This window comes from Corynebacterium sp. 21KM1197 (assembly GCF_033783015.1).
Taxonomy (GTDB): Bacteria; Actinomycetota; Actinomycetes; order Mycobacteriales; family Mycobacteriaceae; genus Corynebacterium.
The window spans coordinates 1-18,457 of the sequence record NZ_CP123908.1 but is presented as its reverse complement, the minus strand read 5'-3'; the positions used below and the strand labels follow the sequence as shown (position 1 = coordinate 18,457).

The window sequence follows — 18,457 nt, the reverse complement described above, 5'->3', positions numbered from 1 at the left end:
TTGTCCAATCCCGGCTGATCTGGAACAATAACCCTCTGGCTGGGATTCTTTGTTACAGTATTAATATTGTATCCTTCGGGAGCCAGAACGGTTACATACTCCCCAGGTCCAGCCTTAGGTATAGGTGAAGAAGACTTTCCGGTCCTCTCTATATAAAATTGACTCGGATCAGAACCTGATCCCACGAATCCAATTTTATAACCAGTCAAAGCTTCAAAGTTCTCATTAGTAAGGCCACTCCCCGGAGATGCCGCACTAGTGGAACCTTTATAAAGGTCATGATAAGCCCGCTCAGCGTCTCCCAAATTGGAATTCAAGAGAATCTGAAGAGCGTGATTAATCTTATTTACTTCATTGTAATTCTTGTTTCGATGCTCCTTAATGAGCATCTTGGTAAGGTGAATTACCGTATCGCGTCGTTCACCAGCGAGCTCTTCAGCCGCTAGAATCCCTTCATCAATAAGCTTCTGCTTATTACGCTCGTTGGGATTATCTTTCTTCCACTGGTCGATCTCTTCAAGCTTTTCCTTCGTTATCAAAGGTAAAGCATGAGTGAGGACACGCGCTTCTTTATATAGATTCGAATGGGTGTTCGGATTCGGGAGACCCAAATCGATACACCAGCCTTCACCGACCTCAGAATTAACCGGGAGGATCCTACCTGGACCTTCGTTTAATCCTTCAGGAACATCACCAATATAAGGTTTCCATCCTGGGACAATGTCGCCAACGCCGCTCTGGACAGGAGCCGCAGCACGTGCAGTGGGTGCGGCAACCATAAAAAAGGTGATGGACAGCACAAAAGTCATGACCATTGAGAAAATTCTCAATGCTTGACTTTGCAGCTCCCCTTTCATATTTGACCTTCCAAAAATAGTTTCAGACATATTACCAGGGTAACTTTACCATAAGATAAATAAAAAGTCAAGTCATGAAAGACGCAGCTAAAGCAGTCGCATACTTTATGAAATAAATTTACTCCCACCATTATTTATAATGGTGGGAGTAAATTTATTTATCTACTGGAGGATGTCCAGATGATATTGATATTCTGTTATATGTATTAATGAATATTATTGCCCACTCTAGGGAACTAATCTGTTCATCACTCCAAAATTCTCTAGCCTTCGCCAAGGATTTTTCTACAGAATCGACACCTGAGAAACCATTAGGTAGGGTGATTGATTCGGCAAGAGATAATGCAGCACGCTCCCTATCACTAAAATATCCATTTCCCTCGTTCCTCCAACTGGGAAGAATGTTTATCTTTTGTTCAGGAACCCCTGCTTTTTTTGCAGCTGGAACATGTATACTCAGGCATGTAGGGCACCCATTGATTTGAGAAACGCGTACATTTATCAACTCAATAATGTCACGACCTAATTTGGATTCTTCGTAATATTTACGAGCAACCCTTGCGGCACCATTTAGCTCACGATAAATTTCCGGGTGCGATTTATCAAGGTAAATATTTTTTCCCATTACTATCTCATCTCCGAGAGTTATCGATAACAAATTTTATATCGTTTTGGTTAGGTTGACGCAATGGTCCATCCCATTCGTTTTTTCCCGTCCATGAACGAACAAAAGGACAAACAGGTACTACGGTAATACCCTGGTTGCGTGTATCTTCCAAAGCATTCTCAACCAGTATTCCAGCGAGGCCTCTACCTGAGTATTCCTCACCAACAACAGTATGGAAGAAGATTCTCTCTTTCCCTCTGTCAATGAAATGTGTGGTGCCTGCTTCCTTATCTTCGCCTTCAAGATAAATTCCATAGGCACCTCCCTGAGGAATAACACTCACCGAAACGGAGGTTCCATTTTTATCAGTCAAAATCTCTGACATTTACTTAATCCTATCTATATAAGGTCGATAAGGGTCATCACCTGGTCGTGCTACAGAAGCAGGATTTTTCCTAGCGACAATTTTAGTTTCTGGCATAGGTGGGGCAGGAAGACGGTCGATGCTTTTTTCCGAATGTCCTACATAGCCAGTGACTTTCCCGAAACGATCACTGTGTGCATTCCATTGTTCACGAAATTGACGAATTTCGGAATCATTGCGTCCAATAAAATTCCACCACATAACTACGGGCTCCTTGAAAGGTGTACCTCCAAGAAGAATAAGACGAGCATCACTTCTACCGCTATTATACAGTCTCAAAGAATCAGATTCTATACCAAGGTAAGCTAGCTCTGTACGTTGAACTGTTGTACCTTCAACTTTCACGACACCCGTGTCGACGAGAACACCGTGTTCAAATTCAGGATTAACAGGTATAGTAATCTCAGCGCCTGGCTCCAACCTAATCTCTGCTCCAAGGAGCGGAGTAAAAGTTTCAACCGGAGAAACGCTCCCTAAGGCAGATCCTATGAAAACCAAAGCGGAGCCACCTGGAAAAGTTACAGGCTCAGGAACATAATGATCAAATCGACGAGAACCATTACGTGCAGAATCAGGCAGCACGACCCATAGCTGAACACCATGAAGCTCAGTGGTGTCTTCTGTAGATACTTCAGAATGGCAAATACCTGATCCAGCAGTCATCAAGTTAACCTCGCCCGGGCGGACTAACTCATGGATACCATTCGAATCATCATGGCGAAGCGTACCTGAAAACAACCAAGAAACGGTTTGTAGACCAGTATGAGGATGCGGGGGCACATCCATTCCGCCGGTATCAGCAACGTTATCGGGGCCGTAATGATCACAAAAGCACCAAGCACCGATGAGACTGCGTCGCTTCTGAGGAAGCGTACGGTACACTGTCATAGCACGAGGCCCACCAAGGGGAACATCTCGAGCTGTGATTATCTCTACATCAGTGGTCTTTTTTCCGGCTTCACAAATGAAGCCAGTGGGATTGATGTCAGAATTAGACATATTATTCACCAACCATGCACAGAAAAATAGGATATTGCAATTTGCAACATGGGTACCAAATATCTCTAAAGGTTTCCATCATGGCCTTTTAGTAAATCTGCGAAACTGGATCCCATCTCAACCCTTGTACCAGGATTGCGTCGCTTCCCCTTCTCTATGCCATCATTGGACAAAAAGTCTGGGCCGAACCCAACTACGGATCCCTTCTCCGTAGAGACAATATATTCAGATAATTCCGAAGCTGCACGTGAAATTCGCGAAGCAACCCCTTCTTCGGATCCAAAATCATCTGTTGCTGCAAAAATTCCCGTTGGCATCACGACCGCTCGAAGATAAGTGAAAAGAGGCCGCATTGCATAGTCAAGAACTAAAGAATGCCTCGGGGTTCCTGCAGTTGCAGCTATGATCATAGGCATCCCGTTTAAAGAATCAGTGCCAAACGAGTCGAAGAAAAGTTTGAAGACACCAGAGTATGAAGCTGTGAACACAGGTGTAGCCGCAACCAACGCATCAGCGCTAGAAATTTTTTCCTGGACGGAATTTAATTTCCGACCAGGGATACCCGTCGACATGAAGGAAGCTAGATCATTAAGATAATCCTTCACATCGACAAATTCGACATCAAGCCCCTCTCCTCGCTTAGAAACCTGAGCTTTAACCGAGCCAGCGATCTGCTCGGCTATAACTTTTGTAGAAGAAGGTACAGATAAGCCCGACTGGACTACAACAAGCTTTTTCATTTCTTCACACTCACAATTACTTGATTAGTTATTTTCCTTCATTGCCTTTATCTTTCCCGGGATGAACCAAGAAATGACTGGAATCCTTACTCTGGGAAAGCAGTGAAGCATGAGTAGGCGGTTCCGAAGGAACATGCTCTGGACGCCTTTCTTCTGCCAGCTTCCGGAGTTCAGGAACAATTTCCTTTCCGAGCCGTTCAATTTGTTCAAGGACAACATCAAGTGGTAGACCGGCATGGTCAATCAGGAAAAGCTGGCGCTGATAATCACCAACATGATCCGCATATTTAGAATACCGCTCTATGATCTGGTCAGGGGTTCCAACGGTCAGGGGTGTGATATTCTCAAATTCCTCAAGAGAGGGACCATGACCATAAACGGGAGCATTATCGAAATAGGGGCGGAAGAAATCCTTTGCTTCCTTTTCCGAATCTCCAATAAATACCTGGCCACCAAGACCAACGATCGCCTGATCAGCTCGGCCATGTCCATAATCTTCATAGCGCTTACGGTATAGGCCAACCATTTGTTCGGTATGCTCTATGTTCCAGAATATATGATTGTGGAAGAAGCCATCGCCATAAAATGCTGCTTGCTCTGCAATTTCAGGGCTCCTGATGGATCCATGCCACACAAAAGGAGGAACATCATCAAGGGGCCTGGGCGTTGATGTAAACCCCTGCAAAGGAGTTCGGAATTCCCCACTCCAGTTAACGTTTTCTTCGCGCCAAAGCCTACGAAGTAGGTGATAATTCTCTACTGCTAGAGGAATTCCCTTGCGGATATCTTTACCAAACCAGGGGTACACTGGGCCAGTGTTTCCACGACCGAGCATAAGATCAACACGACCCTCTGCCAGGTGCTGTGCGTAGGCATAGTCCTCCGCAATCCGTACGGGGTCAGTGGTAGTTATAAGTGTAGTAGCGGTTGACAGCTGAATTTTTTCGGTCTGCGCCGCCACACTTGCCCATAAAATTGGGGGGTTAGCTGGAGCTATAAACGGTGGGTTGTGGTGTTGACCAGTTGCAAATACATCTAGACCAACTTCTTCAGCTTTTTTAGCGATCCGCACCGTAGCCTTGATGCGATCATGCTCTGAAGGGGTGGTACCTGTAGTGGGATCCGTGGTTAAATCACCGATCGTAAATACTCCAAACTGCATGACCCAACTATGCCAGGTTTAAACTAAGCAAGTCAAGTACCTACCCTCATGCCGTGAAAAAAAATAGATATGAGCTACACTTAGACATGACTATAATATGGCTCACATCTCGCGACCACGGTAAAGGTCGAGAACGGCAGCTACCTCAACCTCGTTAGGCCTATCTAGCTGCTTTGGTCCAAAAAATCTATACATTAGAGTATTTTCGCATGAGTGACCCAGGCCCATGATATGCCCAAGCTCATGGGTCAATACTTGCGCAGCTACGGAGGGGTCCGAAATTGAAGGCTTGATGTGGATTTGCGGATCGGAGATGGAGTTCAAAGCCATACCTAATGCAGGCCCCCCTCCATGTGAAGGATTTTTATCAGTAACTGTAATAACCCCTTCAGATTTATCCTTAACTTCCGTGAAAGTTATTTTCCCTTTTGAGGCAGTCTCCCAACGGTTAATTGCTTCACGGGCAGAATCCTCATGGACAGTATCGATGAAAATGCGAAAATTTGGACCGGATGGAACTGGAGATCCGATATTGTGGAAAATTTTAGCATCAGGAAGGCCGTTCCCCATCTGAACAGAGCTCAATGCCGCACTGCACTGAGCTGGCGTAACGTATCCGGCAGCAGAAGACGGCGCAGGGGAAGCTGAAAGTAAGATAGAAGAGAAAATAGCTGCTGCAAAATTTTTTTTCATTAACATATGGTACCACCACGAGCACATCAAATCAAGCCGCAATAATTGGAATAGATTATATCACATATAGGTATAAGATAGTAAAATTTTGACATACAGGTTCAGGTGAGACTTTAGACATGTAACTGTATAGAAACTCCTGATGGAAAGTATGTTATTTTCCCACTTCAACAAACAATAAATTGATTAATGGTAAAACTATATTTGTGAATATCATCCCCGAATCAATCCTAATCCTCCATACCCCTGCCACTTGCAGGAAGGTGCACCCAAGAGCTCTTCTGGAAATTTGACGCTACAACGTTAAAGCGTTACAATGTTGACACTATAACGTTGTAGCGTCAATGAAGGGCCTATCGATATGCGTATATCATTTGTCCACACCAAAGGAGGGGTGGGGAAGACCACAAGCTCCATCCTTCTTGCCACTGCAGCAGTGAATCGAGGGATCTCTATTGAATTTTTCGACACTGATCCGCAAGGATCCGCCACCAGATGGGCGGAAGTCGCAGAGCAGAGAGGTGACTCCCTAAAATTTACTGTTGAACAGTTGGGGGCGTCTCAACTCCGTACGCGCCCAGGAACAGATGGATGGCAGATTGTCGACACTCCACCTGGTCAGGCACGGGAAATTCAAGCGGCAATCGACACCGCTGATCTTGTTATCGTGCCAACCCATCCCTCCCCGATCGACATTGACCGGGTATGGCCAACACTCGACACACTAACTCACCGAATGGTTGGAGTTCTTTTAATTGGAGTCCACGAGAGGCGACGCCTTTATCGAGAAACCCGCGAGATTTTCGAAAGTCAGGGAGTTGCAACATTCTATAATTTCGTCCCAGAACGTGAAGATATTAAAAATTTATTTGGATCTAATCCAAACAATCTCTACACCTTCAATGAAATCTGTACTGAAATATTAGAAATCGAGGAGGATGTCTAAATGGTACAAAAGAAAAACCGTCTGGCTGACACTATCCGCAAGCCAGACCCTCACAGTGTAAGCGTTCCTGTTGCCGAGACACTGCGAGAGGCTAAAGAGTCCCAGTTAACTCGACGCACGACAGTCTATCTTTCAGATCCGACTTGGAAAGCAATCAAGCATGCCGCTGTGGAGGAGGGAACAAATGTATCCCAAATCCTTGAAAGGCTCATAAAAAACCACATATCCAGCAATTAGCGTTGTAACGCTACAACGTCTTAACGTTATAGCGCTGTAGCGTTACATTTTGATTGAAACTATAATTCGCGCCTAAAACGCATCTCAAACCAACACTGACCAATTGGAGGGGATGGTATGATAATTTAAAATATCAAGCACGCAATATGTTAACAATTAAGTAATTATGAAATAATCTCGAACATTGCGGAAGTATTTTGTATACCTATTAATTGAAGGGGAAACAGCCCTTTCATCATCTCAAGACCATTCAGATTCGTGACCATATCAAAGACGGATTGTGTACCGGATGCACGAATCTTTCGGGTTTTCACTACGACTGTGTTAGAAAACTTCGCAGAGTTTATTCTGTTATCTTTGTGCGTAGTCGCTGTTGCGGTCTTTCCATCGCTCAGCGGCCTTCAGACCACCTCTACGGCCCATCGTGGCCAATGCCTTACGCTCACGAGCACCCACACCCTCTGAGGCTCTTAGCTTGGCTCCTGTGCGCGCAGAACGACCAGACAACACATACCCCCGCACACGCCTAGCCATCGTTAAACGATCCCGCATAGGCGGCATCTCCGGCTCACGGCTATCAGCCCCCACAGCCTGAGCAACGTTATAAGCACGCTCGTAAGCATCAATGATCTTCGCATCCGTCATACGCTGCCCAGCCTCTCGCAGGCAAGGGGATGTCAGTGGTGGCGGTATCTGGATTCTTTGCGGCAGGGACGCTCAGACCGCGAACTAGCCCGTGTAATCGGAGTTACCTCCCCAACGGTGAATCGGTGGCGGCATGGTGTGGTGCCCGACATGCACATAGCGGTGCAAGCCGCTCGGGCGTTAGAACAAGATGTGCTTGTGGCACTAGTAGAAGGCGGTTTCCTCACCGCCCAGGAAGCATCCATAAGGACTAATCATGTCTATCTTGGGGAGGTTTCTTCGCGGCGCTTGCTAGAGGAAGTACAGTCACGGTTTACCGACGAACAACTCGACGACCGATAAACCCCAGGGGTGAGAAGAAACCCACCCCCTGGGGACGTGTAAGCGCTTAACAGGCTCTGAAAGCCTCTGAAACCCCAGCGACACCCATTAGGGGGCAAGGCGGCCCGTATAGGGGCGCCGCGGCAGCCCTTCCTACCGCGTTCCTCTACAACTCGTCTCCTGCTCCTGCGAGAGCACGGTGGAGTGGTAGAAGCGTTAGGCTGCTTGGGGGTTCGTGTAGTCGCTAATCAACACTCGGTTGATGACCACCTCCAAGGAAAGATCCTCAGCCATTGCTTCACGAATCAGCGCACCTCGTACCTCTTCCGGGAGATCCCACAGAAGCACCCCCGGCCCATAGGACACATCACCAGGATCCGTATCCCCACGATGCGCTTCAACGTCCCTGACCGCTTGGGCTATGTACACTTCGTCGAAGCCCTCGACCTGGTCTACGGTCTCTACCACCACATCTCGGTACGTCTTCATGATCCCCTCCTTTACCCTGGATGATACGACTTAGCCAACGCTCATAGCGTGGATCACAACACACCCTCCTCATGCCACTGGCATCAGTAATCACCCCAACGGGAGCATCCACGCCAACATGAGCTTGAGACGTCTCATCCTGGCATACATTCGTCTACTCATCTCCCAAACTCACAGGAAACGCCAAGAAAAGCTAAAGGAACATACACCTACTGCCCTATCGGGCAGGGGAACCGTGTATTGCTTACGGTGTGACACCTTTCTTACGGCGTCCCCGCGGTAGCTCTATACCGGCTTTCTTGATGGCCCGAAGAACTGTGCTCCGAGAAGCTCGGCACTCAGTCATAGCCATGGCCACAGCGGGGTATTCACCAGTTTGGACAAAGACATCATCGAAGTAGTTAGCGATCTCTCTTGCGGTCACACGCCCTTTGGTCTGTCTCTGCTGATTCGCTTTCTCTAGTTTCTTTATTTCTTCTTGTGCGTAGTCGCTGTTGCGGTCTTTCCATCGCTCAGCGGCCTTCAGACCACCTCTACGGCCCATCGTGGCCAATGCCTTACGCTCACGAGCACCCACACCCTCTGAGGCTCTTAGCTTGGCTCCTGTGCGCGCAGAACGACCAGACAACACATACCCCCGCACACGCCTAGCCATCGTTAAACGATCCCGCATAGGCGGCATCTCCGGCTCACGGCTATCAGCCCCCACAGCCTGAGCAACGTTATAAGCACGCTCGTAAGCATCAATGATCTTCGCATCCGTCATACGCTGCCCAGCCTCTCGCAGCCGATGCGCGGTCGCTAGTGCGTGGCGGAACGCGGTTTCATCCCGTGCAGCACGACTCTGGTTAATCCAGAGCACTTTCACCCCGTCAATGCGATCAACACCGAGGTCATCGAGGTCTGCTAGTTCCTTATCTAGGGACTTGAAGAGTTCTCGTGCTTGTACAGCTTGCTCGCGTCGGGCCTTGACCGCCTCAATCAGCTCCCGGCCACTAGCAAACTGCTGCTTCGGCTGTGGAGTCTCCTGCGGGGCTACACCAGCAAGATCACGAGCATGCTTCACAAGATCTCCTAAACGCATCACACGGTGGTGTTGTGGATACCAACGATAAGCCTCAGGAGCATTACCCGCATAGAACGGCGACCGAGAAAAACCGTGGGCAAAATGCGGATCCCCGTCCAACAACCCACCAAGGACACGGCTGGTGGCCACCAACAGCTTCATCTGCGGGGAAGAACCCGCCTCATCGGCGTATACGGGGTCAATCAACCACAACATCTGAGCCTTACCGCTCTCCGGGTTGACCCCCACCCACGCCGGGCCAATCCCATGTTCAACAAGGCTACGAGTCACCCCACGCACATAGGGGCTCAGGTTCGACGGGTTTCCACCGGTGGTTCCTGTCTGATCGACATCCACCACCAACACTGCCGCGTACTGCGGATGCGTCAGCCGCACATACTGGCACCGACCCAACTGCGCAGAATCCGTGCGGTACATCCGCGGTGCTGTGCCCCCTGTAGGGGTACGGACATACGCCTTAGAGAAATCCCGGCCCACACACCCATGCAGCACCTCACGGCCGAGGTGCTCTAAAAGGCGTTCCCGATCCAACATGGTGGCTGGGGTGTCGTCTAAGCCACCCGTATCCACAGCAGGCGTAGTGGGTGTGGTGGTGTGCGCCAGGTGACTGGCTGCGGGTATAGTCATGGGCGTGCTTTCTCCCAGGGGGATGCTGGGTGATAAGCGAACGTCATCGGGCTGCAACCCGGTGGCGTTCATTCATGTATGGGGTACCCCCGATCCTAAACCACACCGGTGTCATTCCACGAGATGACACCCACCCCATACCGGCTTCCCATGTGACATGGGGTGTCCATAGCGAACCTGATCAGTTCCTGATTTTCTTTGTGCTCTCTACTCAGAAATATATTTGCCCTACGCCCGTATAAAACACCCCTGAGCCAGCCCTGTATAAGGTACACAAGAGCCTTAAGTGACACCCCATACTGATTCCCCGCCCCAGGCAAAGCCCGAATCTCGTGGGATGTTCTCCCGGCTACGCCACTGGCTCACCTAACAAATCGGGGGTTAGAGTTCCATGCCCATATCCGGGTTGGTCTGCGCATGGTTCCGTTGAGACTGCTCCACCACACTCAACGAAGAAGCAGACTCATGCTCATTGCTCATCGACTGCTGCTGAGCAATACGGGTCATCAAGCCCGAGGCATCATCGTTAAGAACCCCACTAGCTTTCATCGCCCACGCATACGCTTCATACCCCTCAATAACACTCACTATTTCCTCATGATCACGTTGCAATGTTTGCTCTCGCCGTTGGAGGGCTTCGAGGGGTTCTGCCACAGCAGACCGACGCTGCTGAAGAATAGCAAGTAGCTTAGAAGCATTTTCTCGCCTGCCGACTGCTTTATCTGTGGCTTGTTTATCGGTGTTTTTATTCCACCAACGCCCCACTACGCCACGGCTATCACGCTCGTTTTGTGCGCGTTGAACCTCTGATTCTGCTTGTCGAAGTTCCTGACGTGTCTTCGTGATCCGGTCGTCTACGTCTTCAAGTTGAGCACGCAACGGCACCAGTTCCGCACGGATACGGGTTAATTCCTCCTCACACCGTGCTTGACGCTGCTTCACTTCTATGAGGCGATCATTGATCTTCTCACGCACACCCCCACGCCTATGCTCACCATCCTGGGTGCGGGAATCCTGCTGCAACTGAAAGGCAACCTGTTCCTGGTTATCACGGTGGTACTGGGCAAAACGAGCCTCACGTTTAGCAGTCAACTTAGCCATGTACTCCGCCATAGAACCCTCTGTAAAGGGAGTGTCCTTGATCTGGTCACTGGGAGAATTCAGCAGTCTAGTCAGGTACCAGTCTTGCCGTGCTTGGCCGAAAACTGCTTGCGGTGTACGATCACCTTGTTCTCGCCTGGCAGCAGCAATAAGAACGTCACGGGCATAGTCTTCTGATTCTCGACGCTCCACAACAGTGACACGACCATGCCCAGTCTCGGTATCACCAGGTTGGTTTTCCGCAATGTAGAGGAAGTTTCCATCGCGACCACGAGTCATCGGCACGTACACACTGGCCTTATCTAGATGGCCTACTCCTGCGACCACACGCGCCACATCAACAGTCATGCCTTGGGCGCTATACCCTGTCGAAGCATAACCCAACTGCGTGTACTCCCCGAGATACTGGGCAGGTAACACAACCTCAACAGGGTTATCTCCAATGCGGGTGGCAGTCACCGACCCATCGCGGTTGATTGCGCGGATATGCCAGCGCTGGCCATTGCGCACCATACCCCCAGCAATCGTCGTCAACGCCGAATCATTACGCCGGGTCAGCAACACATCACCGACATAGCCGGTGAGTCCATCGGAGAGATCAACCCCGGTGGTGGTGTCAATGTCTCCGCGCTGTGCACTGATTTTCTGGGCTGCCGCGTTAAGCGCGGTGACCTGCTCACGGGTAGCAGCCACCAGAAGAGATTGCTTACCAACAGTGGTGTCGGTTTCCCATCCGGCCACGGCATCGTTCATCATCGCGGTCAAAGAACCAGCATAGAGGCGGTGATGGTCTCGATACCACTGAGCCGCGCGGCAGACATCAGCTTCTTCACCACCACGAAGCCACATCGATGCTTCTCGCTCTGCTGCGTCTCGCTGACGGAATACTTCCTTCAACTCCACAGCATCGGGCAGCTCATAGCTTAAGGTTTGCAGCATCCCTGACCTAGACTTCACCGAAGAATACTGCTGGGGGTCTCCCACGAAAACAACCCGTGCCTGCGCCTGAGAGACTGCCTCTAAAACACGATTGATATCCGTGTTGGACGCCATACCGGCTTCATCGACAACCACGACGGTGTTGCGGTTCCAGCCAAGTTTCTCCACAATCTGGTCTTGACTTAACCCGTTGGTGCCGATGAAAGCACGCGCAATAGTCATGGATACATCAGCAACGTTTTCTCCCACCATCACGTCAGCAGCTTTCCCGGTTGGAGCGAGGCCGACAACGTGTTTTCCAGCGCCATTCCACACTGCGTGTGCGGCTTTCAGCGAAGAGGTTTTTCCTGCCCCAGCTGGGGCGACGATCACCGAAGCGAGATAGTTAGACGACACCACTTTTTCCATAGCGTCCGCCTGCGCAGCAGAAAGCACTCCGTCTACGGGGGTGATCGTCGCTGTTTTTATCCCTCGGTGGACAAGCTGTGTCGCAAGATCCACCCCATGCTCCACTTCCGCGATAACAGCCGTGGTGGTGTATTTCTGGGAGCCTTCCCGCTGCGTATCATCGACGCTTCGGTCTTTTTCCGGGGTCACCAACCAAGTGTTGGTCTCTGACAACGCCACCTCGGTAAGTTCTTCTACCACCGCATGAATCTCCTCCGGCGGGATGGCCCCGACGGGGAGGAGTTCAGCGGTTTTCTCCACCACGTCCGCGCGAGTAAACGTGGAACGCTCATGAACAACAGCAGCAAGAATCTCAGCCGGGGAGGGAAGGGGCGGGGACTCTCCCAAAACGGTGGGGGGTGCTTCCAGAGAGTCAATAAAGTCACGAACGGTGTTGGAATAAGCGATAGCGTCCCACCCGTTCCTTAGCTCTTCGAGACTGGCTGAGGTGTCTTTTTGCCGCCTGGTTACCTTCTGCGCAACACGCTGATACTCCAGCCGCACCTCAAGGCCATTATCTGCCTGCCACGCATCAATCTCCCGCGCCCTTGTCGAATACGCCTTAATTACGTCACTATTATCTAAACCGATGATTTCCGAGCACCCATTGACCACAGGTGCCCAGTGCACACCAAGCCTGCGAGTAAGGATCTCCCGCAAGGTTGCTTGATACACCATCCCCGCCGCACGCGCCTCGTGATAGACACTCACACCATCAAGAGTGCGGATCTTCCCATCCCGACATAGTTGCTTATTCGCCAACAGCACATGGGAATGCACATGCGGGTCACCAGTACGCGAGGTACGGTGCTCGTATTTCACCCCAGAAACCCCCACCAACTTCTCAATGATGAGTCGTTTCCCCCGACGATCCACTACCTGCCGACGGGTATATCCAGCATGAGCAGACACATAGTCTAGCGCTTGCAAAACGGCCTGCTGGTGAGCAGCATCCACAATCTGACGAACACTACCTGTATCCCCAAAGCCCCACAGCAGTGATACTGACTTTGGGGCACAAAATGTTAAGTCAAAGCCAGGCACCCCATCATGACGGGGCGCACGCCCAAGCTTTACCCCGCTGGGGGCGAGTGCTTTGTTGAACCACCCAGCCACCACGCGGCCATCCATACGCTGCCCGTCTTCCACCCCAAGGTACTGCTCCATGCGCTCTACAGCAGCAGGCCCATCCCCGCGTAGCCATGCCATCGCAGGACTCGTACCGCTTTCCGAGTAGTACGAATCCTCAGGCCTGCTCTCGTCCACGGTGGACTGATAGTAAGCCACCGAATGCGCACCCATCTTCGCAATCGTCAGCACCACTACCACCTCCACCGTTTAGTCCCACCGCAACCACGTGGACACCTTCAAGCCACTTGTTGCAAATGTACCAAGATCATATACCAGAAAAAGATCGACGGGGTGTGCATGCTGTGGATCAACCAAGGCAAAGCAGCCCGCGACGAGACAGTCTTCCGCCATGCCCTGAAAACCGACCCAGGATACGTGCTGCTGGCGAACACATGACAGACGCGGTCATTATCGATGACTACGAGAATGCCTACAACATTGCCCACAGTTACGGCGCAGACGGACGAGACAGCGAGATGCCTCCCAGCGCGACGCCGACCCGTCAACCTGCTCACCAGAATCGAAACCGGAATCTGCAACGTCCTCGGCGGCGATACCGCCCACACCGGACGCATCATGAAAAACCCCTGCGCCGCCCAAAGAAACCACGACACCTACTGGGGAGAACACCAACTCGCCTACAGCCTCTACGAGCTTGCCCAAGCTCTCGACACCCTCAACGCACTCCCACCCTGGAACGACCCCCGACCAAGAGCAAACTTCGATATCGGACACAGCGTAGACATCTTCGACCGCACCCGCCGCTGGTCCTACCGAGCAATCAAACACTACTGGACAGACGGCATCACCACCTGGACTGAAGTCATCCAAGCACATGCCACTGCCGCCAACCTCAACCTAGAAAAAGAAAACCGCGAGCCCCCCAACCAAGAAATAACCCAACTCTCCCGCAGCATCGCCCACTGGGTATGGAAACGATTTCCCCCAAAACCTTCTCCGCCATCCAGTCCACACGCGGCAAAAATCAGGAGAAAACGGCGTAGTGCAGCTTATTCCACATGGAGTAATCATGCCTAGTGTCTACGCACTTTATCCCCGTCATGGAAAAAAGCTCGTGAAGTAGCAGAACGAGTTGGTATTTCAGTTAGGTCAGCTCAACGTTGGACTCGCGAGCCTCGCGAAGTTTATATCGCACGTGCACACGAAAAACGCGACAAAGTCCAAAACCTTCACTCCCAAGGACTATCTATGCGCGCCATCGCAAAAGAAGTCGGCTGCTCTGTCGGGACCGTGCACCGCTACGTACACATGAAAGGGTAGAGCAATGTACGATATTAATACTGGGCTCTGCCTGCAAAATGTCCTTAGTGGCTGTCTTTATCCGCGGTGCGCTTAATTAAAACCACCAGCAATGAAATGATTGCGAAAGAGACCGCAAGCATCGCACTTATAGACAATATACCTATGACTAGCTTCGCAATTCCCATGATTTACTCCTTAATCTCAATGCAAGCGTAGTTACCCCACTGACCTCCAGTGTTAACACGACCGCAGAACTGACTTCCTGGGTCAAGATCTTTATTTAGATTAAATTCATGCGAAGTCCTCTAGAGGGCACAGTTTGGGTCCGATTTTTCTTCTTTACGTTCCCCACCCTCGTAATAATAAATCTCAAACTCGTCAACGCATGCATTACTAGGGGCCATGCCTTGATTATAGGTAACCCACGCCATATCTACATGTTTTCCGTTTCCCTCAACTTTAATACTGTTAGTCGCACCTGCACCGCCAGGTGCCCATGTAGTACCGGCAGCATTACGGAATCCTGTCCCCTGTATTTGAGACTCATACGACGGTGCCCAGGCTTCAGAAGAAAGCGTCCATTCTACATCGCGATCTTCCGCATTTACTATTGCCGGTATACAGAAGATGATAGCAACAGATACTGCAGTCCTGCGTGCAATTCTGTTCGTCTTCATGGAAGCCTGATTAACGTATTTTTCCTTACAATATCAATGCGTACACGCCCCTCTCGAAGGCTTCAAGGTGCGAAAGTAAAATCTGCCGGTAGACGGGTGAAAGAAATTCTTCACTGTGAGTGATGACAGTTCCGATTTTTCCGTTTTCACACCCAGTACTGCTTACCTTTCCCGCTTCGTTGCTTCCGTTCCGCAGCACAGCGTTGTTTCCGGGATAATCTTCCCGTAGAGACAGGTTCAACAGGGGTTTTTACCTGCGCGCGCATGGCCTGGCGAACCCCTGACGGCATCCACACCTCATCAAGCGCTACCGCCGCATCCACCACTCGTTGTGCTGCATGCACAAGCCCCACATGCCGTTGACGGACACACCCCTCCTGTGACAACTCCTGTACAAGCTCGTCTAACACCACCACCGCATCCCGACCACGCTGCGCATCATCACGCAACTCCAACATCAACTGCGACCGCGCCGAAACAAGCACCTCCTCCTGACCCTTAGAGATCAACGTGCCGCGTCCATTTTGAGGGTTCCTCAGAAATGTCCCCACCTTTCATAAACTAGATCAAAGGGTCACTGCCTCCACGATCCTCCTGAATATCTTTGAAGATTTAAGACATACGCTCCTTGCTAAATCTCCTCGTATCTTGGGATAATGTGTCTAGGATTTCTATAACGACATCTTCAGCAAAGCTTATGACAAAGCATGGAAAATGGAATCTTATAATGTCCCAACCTTATTAGTGTTAATTTTCAGCAACGGAAGGGTAATTTGAAATTTAATTTAAATTTTAAAACTTGCAAACAAAAGGGGCTATTGCGAAAAGTTTCGCAATAGCCCCTTAATAAGATAACTAGATATTTTCTATGCTAGCTATCTCCTAGATGTGGGAAGGCATACCCTCCTCCAACACCAAGGAACCAGAAGGAATCGCCTTAATCGAACGACGCGGCGACTTCGGCGCCAAAGCCTTACCAACCTCAGGCGCACCCTCCTTAACCACCGTGACATTCTTATCCCGCTTCTTCTCCACCGTCTCCGGCGAAGGCGCAGGCTTCAAAACATCCTCAGCAGTCACCGTCTGCGCAGCAGAATTAATATCATGATGCACAGCCACCACATCACCAGACTTATCACGCAACGTCTGGAAAACAACCTGCTCAGAGCAACCAGCATCCGTCACCGCAATCGGCACATTAATCCGACCATCCGAAACCTGCGGCACAAACGCCACCTTCGCCGTAGCACCCGTGGACTCACCAGAAGCCTTACACATCAACGCAGACTCCAACTCATACCGCTGGCCAACATTCAAACCAGTAAAGCTCACCGTATCGACCACCGTGGCACCAGCAACCAAAGGCCCATGACCCTCAATCACAGCATCCGTCGTGATCTTCGGCTCCGGCTCACCAGGACGCAGCTTCGGAGAAACCTTCTCACCAGGCTGACCAGGCTCACCCGGAACCGGAACCACCGGCTCACCCGGCTTCGGAGTCTTAGCATGCGCCGGATCCTCATTCGAAGACACCTTCGGCTCATCAACACCAGGCTCATCCGGATTCTCCGGGCTCGGCGGAACACCCTCCGCCTTAGCAACGTCCTTGTGCTCCTCGTTCTCCGCAAGCGTCAGCTCACCAACAAACTCCGCAGACTCACCCACATTCAGACGATCAATCTGCTCCGGGGTGATGTTCTCCACATCGCCCACACCCTCAACCGTCTCATCGGACAGCGTGATGTTGAACAGATCCACACCACCGGTATTGGTCACCACGAACTTCACCGCAGCCTTCTCACCAGCCTTCAGATTCTCAGCAGCGTTCCAATCCTGAGCATCATTGCCATTGATGTACTTCTTCAACGCCAACTCCGGCTCACCAGGCTCAGATTCACCAGGCTGAGGGGTCTTAGCGTGCGCGGGGTCGTCGTTAGAGTCCACCGGCTCACCCGGGGTGTGCTCTTGGCCATCCTCATCAGTCCACGGAACCTCCTTGCCCTGATCGTCCACCGGAACACCAGTTGCCTTTGCCTTATCAGCATGCAGCTTCCCAGCCTCCGGAGCCTTCAGCGTGGCAGTGAAGTTCACCGACTCACCCTTCTTAATGTCCTGCTTAGCCGGGGTGATCTCACCAATCTTGATACCTGCGGTATCAGCATCGGTAAGTTCATCAGCCACAGAAACATCCTTGAGGTCCATATCACCAGTGTTGGTCACAACAAAGGTCACAGTAAGATCCTGGCCTGCTTCCTTAGCCTCAAAGGCCTTGGACGCATCCTGGGCATCTACCACACCATCAGCACCAGGCTGATCCTGCGGTTTCTCCTGACCGGTGAACTCTTCCGTACCGATGTACTTCTTCAACTCAAGCTTCGGCGCACCCGGCTTAACCGGCTCATTCGGCTCCTCCGTCACAGACTCGCTAGGCGTCTCCGCCTCCGCAGGCTGCGTAGAAGAAGACGGCTGCGGAGCAGGCTTATCCTCCGAGGGCTGCGGCTCATCCATCGCCTCATCCTCCGGTTTCAGCTCATCGACCGGCTCATCTGAAATAGGATCCAAAGGCTCATCCGGACGCGGCTTCGGCTTCACCTTGCCATCATCCGGAACCTCATAGGTCACCGTCTGAGCAGCATCCTCAATATCCTTATGCTCAGCAATCGCATTCGGCGCAGACGCATCCGGAGTCTCATGACCCTTCGCATCCACCACCATCGAAGTCAGCTCCTCAAACGCCACAGCAGAATCCCCACCAGCCAACGAACCAGCCGGCAACGGAATCTCCACCACGACCACACCAGAAACCGAACCATCCTCATTCTTCACGAACTCAGACAAACCAGCCTCAGAAGCCACAAACTCCTTCGAAGCAGACGCACCCGCAATCTTGGAAGAATCAGACTTCTTCATCAACTGCGCATCAAGGGTATAAGCAGCACCCTCCACAAGGTTCTTCACCGTCACGGTGTCATAGACAGTCTGATCCTCGTCAGAACCAAACGCCTCAACCTTCGCGCCCTTACTCACCGACGCAGAAGTAGCGATCTCCGGAGCAAGATCACGGC

General features: G+C 51.0%; 17 protein-coding genes and 2 pseudogenes. 5 read left to right on the top strand and 14 right to left on the bottom strand.

The window, feature by feature from the left end:
* From OLW90_RS11610 to OLW90_RS11580, 7 genes are all read right to left on the bottom strand, one after another.
* On the bottom strand, nt 1-887 hold an 887-nt coding region (locus tag OLW90_RS11610; RefSeq protein ID WP_319651906.1), incomplete at its 3' end, for a hypothetical protein.
* Nucleotides 888-1,011: 124 nt separating this feature from the next.
* On the bottom strand, nt 1,012-1,482 hold the full coding sequence (locus OLW90_RS11605) for a carboxymuconolactone decarboxylase family protein (protein ID WP_319651905.1): 471 nt from the start codon (nt 1,480-1,482) through the stop codon (nt 1,012-1,014).
* 7 nt (nt 1,483-1,489) lie between these two features.
* Nucleotides 1,490-1,849, bottom strand: coding sequence for a GNAT family N-acetyltransferase (locus OLW90_RS11600; RefSeq protein WP_319651904.1), 360 nt, complete (start codon nt 1,847-1,849; stop codon nt 1,490-1,492).
* Nucleotides 1,850-2,887: a pirin family protein gene (locus tag OLW90_RS11595; RefSeq protein ID WP_319651907.1), complete on the bottom strand. Its 1,038-nt coding sequence runs from the start codon at nt 2,885-2,887 to the stop codon at nt 1,850-1,852.
* Nucleotides 2,888-2,952: 65 nt separating this feature from the next.
* Nucleotides 2,953-3,627 carry a CE1759 family FMN reductase gene (locus OLW90_RS11590; RefSeq protein ID WP_319651903.1) on the bottom strand — a complete coding sequence of 225 codons (675 nt, stop codon included), beginning with the start codon at nt 3,625-3,627 and terminating at the stop codon, nt 2,953-2,955.
* Nucleotides 3,628-3,655: 28 nt separating this feature from the next.
* Complete coding sequence (locus OLW90_RS11585; RefSeq protein WP_319651902.1) at nt 3,656-4,789, bottom strand: CE1758 family FMN-dependent luciferase-like monooxygenase; 1,134 nt, start codon at nt 4,787-4,789, stop codon at nt 3,656-3,658.
* 102 nt (nt 4,790-4,891) lie between these two features.
* Nucleotides 4,892-5,482, bottom strand: a complete 591-nt coding sequence (locus OLW90_RS11580) for a M57 family metalloprotease (RefSeq protein ID WP_319651901.1) — start codon at nt 5,480-5,482, stop codon at nt 4,892-4,894.
* 361 nt (nt 5,483-5,843) lie between these two features.
* Between OLW90_RS11580 and OLW90_RS11575 the strand changes: the two genes are divergently transcribed.
* Both OLW90_RS11575 and OLW90_RS11670 read left to right on the top strand, forming a co-directional pair.
* Nucleotides 5,844-6,428: an AAA family ATPase gene (locus tag OLW90_RS11575; RefSeq protein ID WP_319651900.1), complete on the top strand. Its 585-nt coding sequence runs from the start codon at nt 5,844-5,846 to the stop codon at nt 6,426-6,428.
* Nucleotides 6,429-6,665 carry a ribbon-helix-helix protein, CopG family gene (locus OLW90_RS11670; RefSeq protein WP_413464518.1) on the top strand — a complete coding sequence of 79 codons (237 nt, stop codon included), beginning with the start codon at nt 6,429-6,431 and terminating at the stop codon, nt 6,663-6,665.
* 357 nt (nt 6,666-7,022) lie between these two features.
* On the opposite strand, the pseudogene OLW90_RS11570 reads toward OLW90_RS11670, so the two are convergent.
* The 4 genes and pseudogenes from OLW90_RS11570 to mobF form a co-directional block, all read right to left on the bottom strand.
* A pseudogene (locus tag OLW90_RS11570) lies at nt 7,023-7,331 on the bottom strand (replicase RepA); the annotation flags it as partial.
* Between the two features lie 516 nt (nt 7,332-7,847).
* Entirely contained in the window at nt 7,848-8,120 is a 273-nt protein-coding gene (locus OLW90_RS11565) for a hypothetical protein (protein WP_319651899.1), read from the bottom strand.
* 244 nt (nt 8,121-8,364) lie between these two features.
* Nucleotides 8,365-9,624: a replication initiation protein gene (locus OLW90_RS11560; protein ID WP_319651898.1), complete on the bottom strand. Its 1,260-nt coding sequence runs from the start codon at nt 9,622-9,624 to the stop codon at nt 8,365-8,367.
* Between the two features lie 591 nt (nt 9,625-10,215).
* Nucleotides 10,216-13,644 carry a MobF family relaxase gene (gene mobF, locus OLW90_RS11555; RefSeq protein ID WP_319651897.1) on the bottom strand — a complete coding sequence of 1,143 codons (3,429 nt, stop codon included), beginning with the start codon at nt 13,642-13,644 and terminating at the stop codon, nt 10,216-10,218.
* Between the two features lie 90 nt (nt 13,645-13,734).
* Here mobF and OLW90_RS11550 point away from each other — a divergent pair.
* From OLW90_RS11550 to OLW90_RS11665, 3 genes and pseudogenes are all read left to right on the top strand, one after another.
* Nucleotides 13,735-13,937, top strand: a pseudogene (locus OLW90_RS11550) (RepA protein); the annotation flags it as partial.
* A 91-nt stretch (nt 13,938-14,028) separates the two neighbouring features.
* A complete protein-coding gene (locus tag OLW90_RS11545; protein WP_413464545.1) occupies nt 14,029-14,490 on the top strand; it encodes a hypothetical protein in 462 nt (153 codons plus the stop codon).
* Nucleotides 14,491-14,550: 60 nt separating this feature from the next.
* Entirely contained in the window at nt 14,551-14,733 is a 183-nt protein-coding gene (locus OLW90_RS11665) for a helix-turn-helix domain-containing protein (protein WP_413464544.1), read from the top strand.
* A 44-nt stretch (nt 14,734-14,777) separates the two neighbouring features.
* Here the strand turns inward: OLW90_RS11665 and OLW90_RS11540 are convergent, their stop codons facing one another.
* The 3 genes from OLW90_RS11540 to OLW90_RS11530 form a co-directional block, all read right to left on the bottom strand.
* The gene (locus OLW90_RS11540) at nt 14,778-14,900 is read right to left on the bottom strand and encodes a hypothetical protein (RefSeq protein WP_319651895.1); all 123 of its coding nucleotides are present in this window, start codon (nt 14,898-14,900) and stop codon (nt 14,778-14,780) included.
* A gap of 120 nt (nt 14,901-15,020) precedes the next feature.
* Nucleotides 15,021-15,392 (bottom strand): hypothetical protein, encoded by a 372-nt coding sequence (locus tag OLW90_RS11535; protein ID WP_319651894.1) that lies wholly within the window; start codon nt 15,390-15,392, stop codon nt 15,021-15,023.
* 882 nt (nt 15,393-16,274) lie between these two features.
* The coding region (locus OLW90_RS11530) for a VaFE repeat-containing surface-anchored protein (RefSeq protein ID WP_319651893.1) at nt 16,275-18,457 on the bottom strand (2,183 nt) is incomplete at its 5' end.

Bases quoted from the DNA above. Each gene is read 5' to 3' on its own strand.
- OLW90_RS11605 (WP_319651905.1), bottom strand. From the start codon at position 1,482: ATGGGAAAAAATATTTACCTTGATAAATCGCACCCGGAAATTTATCGT.
- OLW90_RS11600 (WP_319651904.1), bottom strand. From the start codon at position 1,849: ATGTCAGAGATTTTGACTGATAAAAATGGAACCTCCGTTTCGGTGAGT.
- OLW90_RS11595 (WP_319651907.1), bottom strand. From the start codon at position 2,887: ATGTCTAATTCTGACATCAATCCCACTGGCTTCATTTGTGAAGCCGGA.
- OLW90_RS11590 (WP_319651903.1), bottom strand. From the start codon at position 3,627: ATGAAAAAGCTTGTTGTAGTCCAGTCGGGCTTATCTGTACCTTCTTCT.
- OLW90_RS11585 (WP_319651902.1), bottom strand. From the start codon at position 4,789: ATGCAGTTTGGAGTATTTACGATCGGTGATTTAACCACGGATCCCACT.
- OLW90_RS11580 (WP_319651901.1), bottom strand. From the start codon at position 5,482: ATGAAAAAAAATTTTGCAGCAGCTATTTTCTCTTCTATCTTACTTTCA.
- OLW90_RS11575 (WP_319651900.1), top strand. From the start codon at position 5,844: ATGCGTATATCATTTGTCCACACCAAAGGAGGGGTGGGGAAGACCACA.
- OLW90_RS11670 (WP_413464518.1), top strand. From the start codon at position 6,429: ATGGTACAAAAGAAAAACCGTCTGGCTGACACTATCCGCAAGCCAGAC.
- OLW90_RS11565 (WP_319651899.1), bottom strand. From the start codon at position 8,120: ATGAAGACGTACCGAGATGTGGTGGTAGAGACCGTAGACCAGGTCGAG.
- OLW90_RS11560 (WP_319651898.1), bottom strand. From the start codon at position 9,624: ATGTACCGCACGGATTCTGCGCAGTTGGGTCGGTGCCAGTATGTGCGG.
- OLW90_RS11545 (WP_413464545.1), top strand. From the start codon at position 14,029: ATGAAAAACCCCTGCGCCGCCCAAAGAAACCACGACACCTACTGGGGA.
- OLW90_RS11540 (WP_319651895.1), bottom strand. From the start codon at position 14,900: ATGGGAATTGCGAAGCTAGTCATAGGTATATTGTCTATAAGTGCGATG.
- OLW90_RS11535 (WP_319651894.1), bottom strand. From the start codon at position 15,392: ATGAAGACGAACAGAATTGCACGCAGGACTGCAGTATCTGTTGCTATC.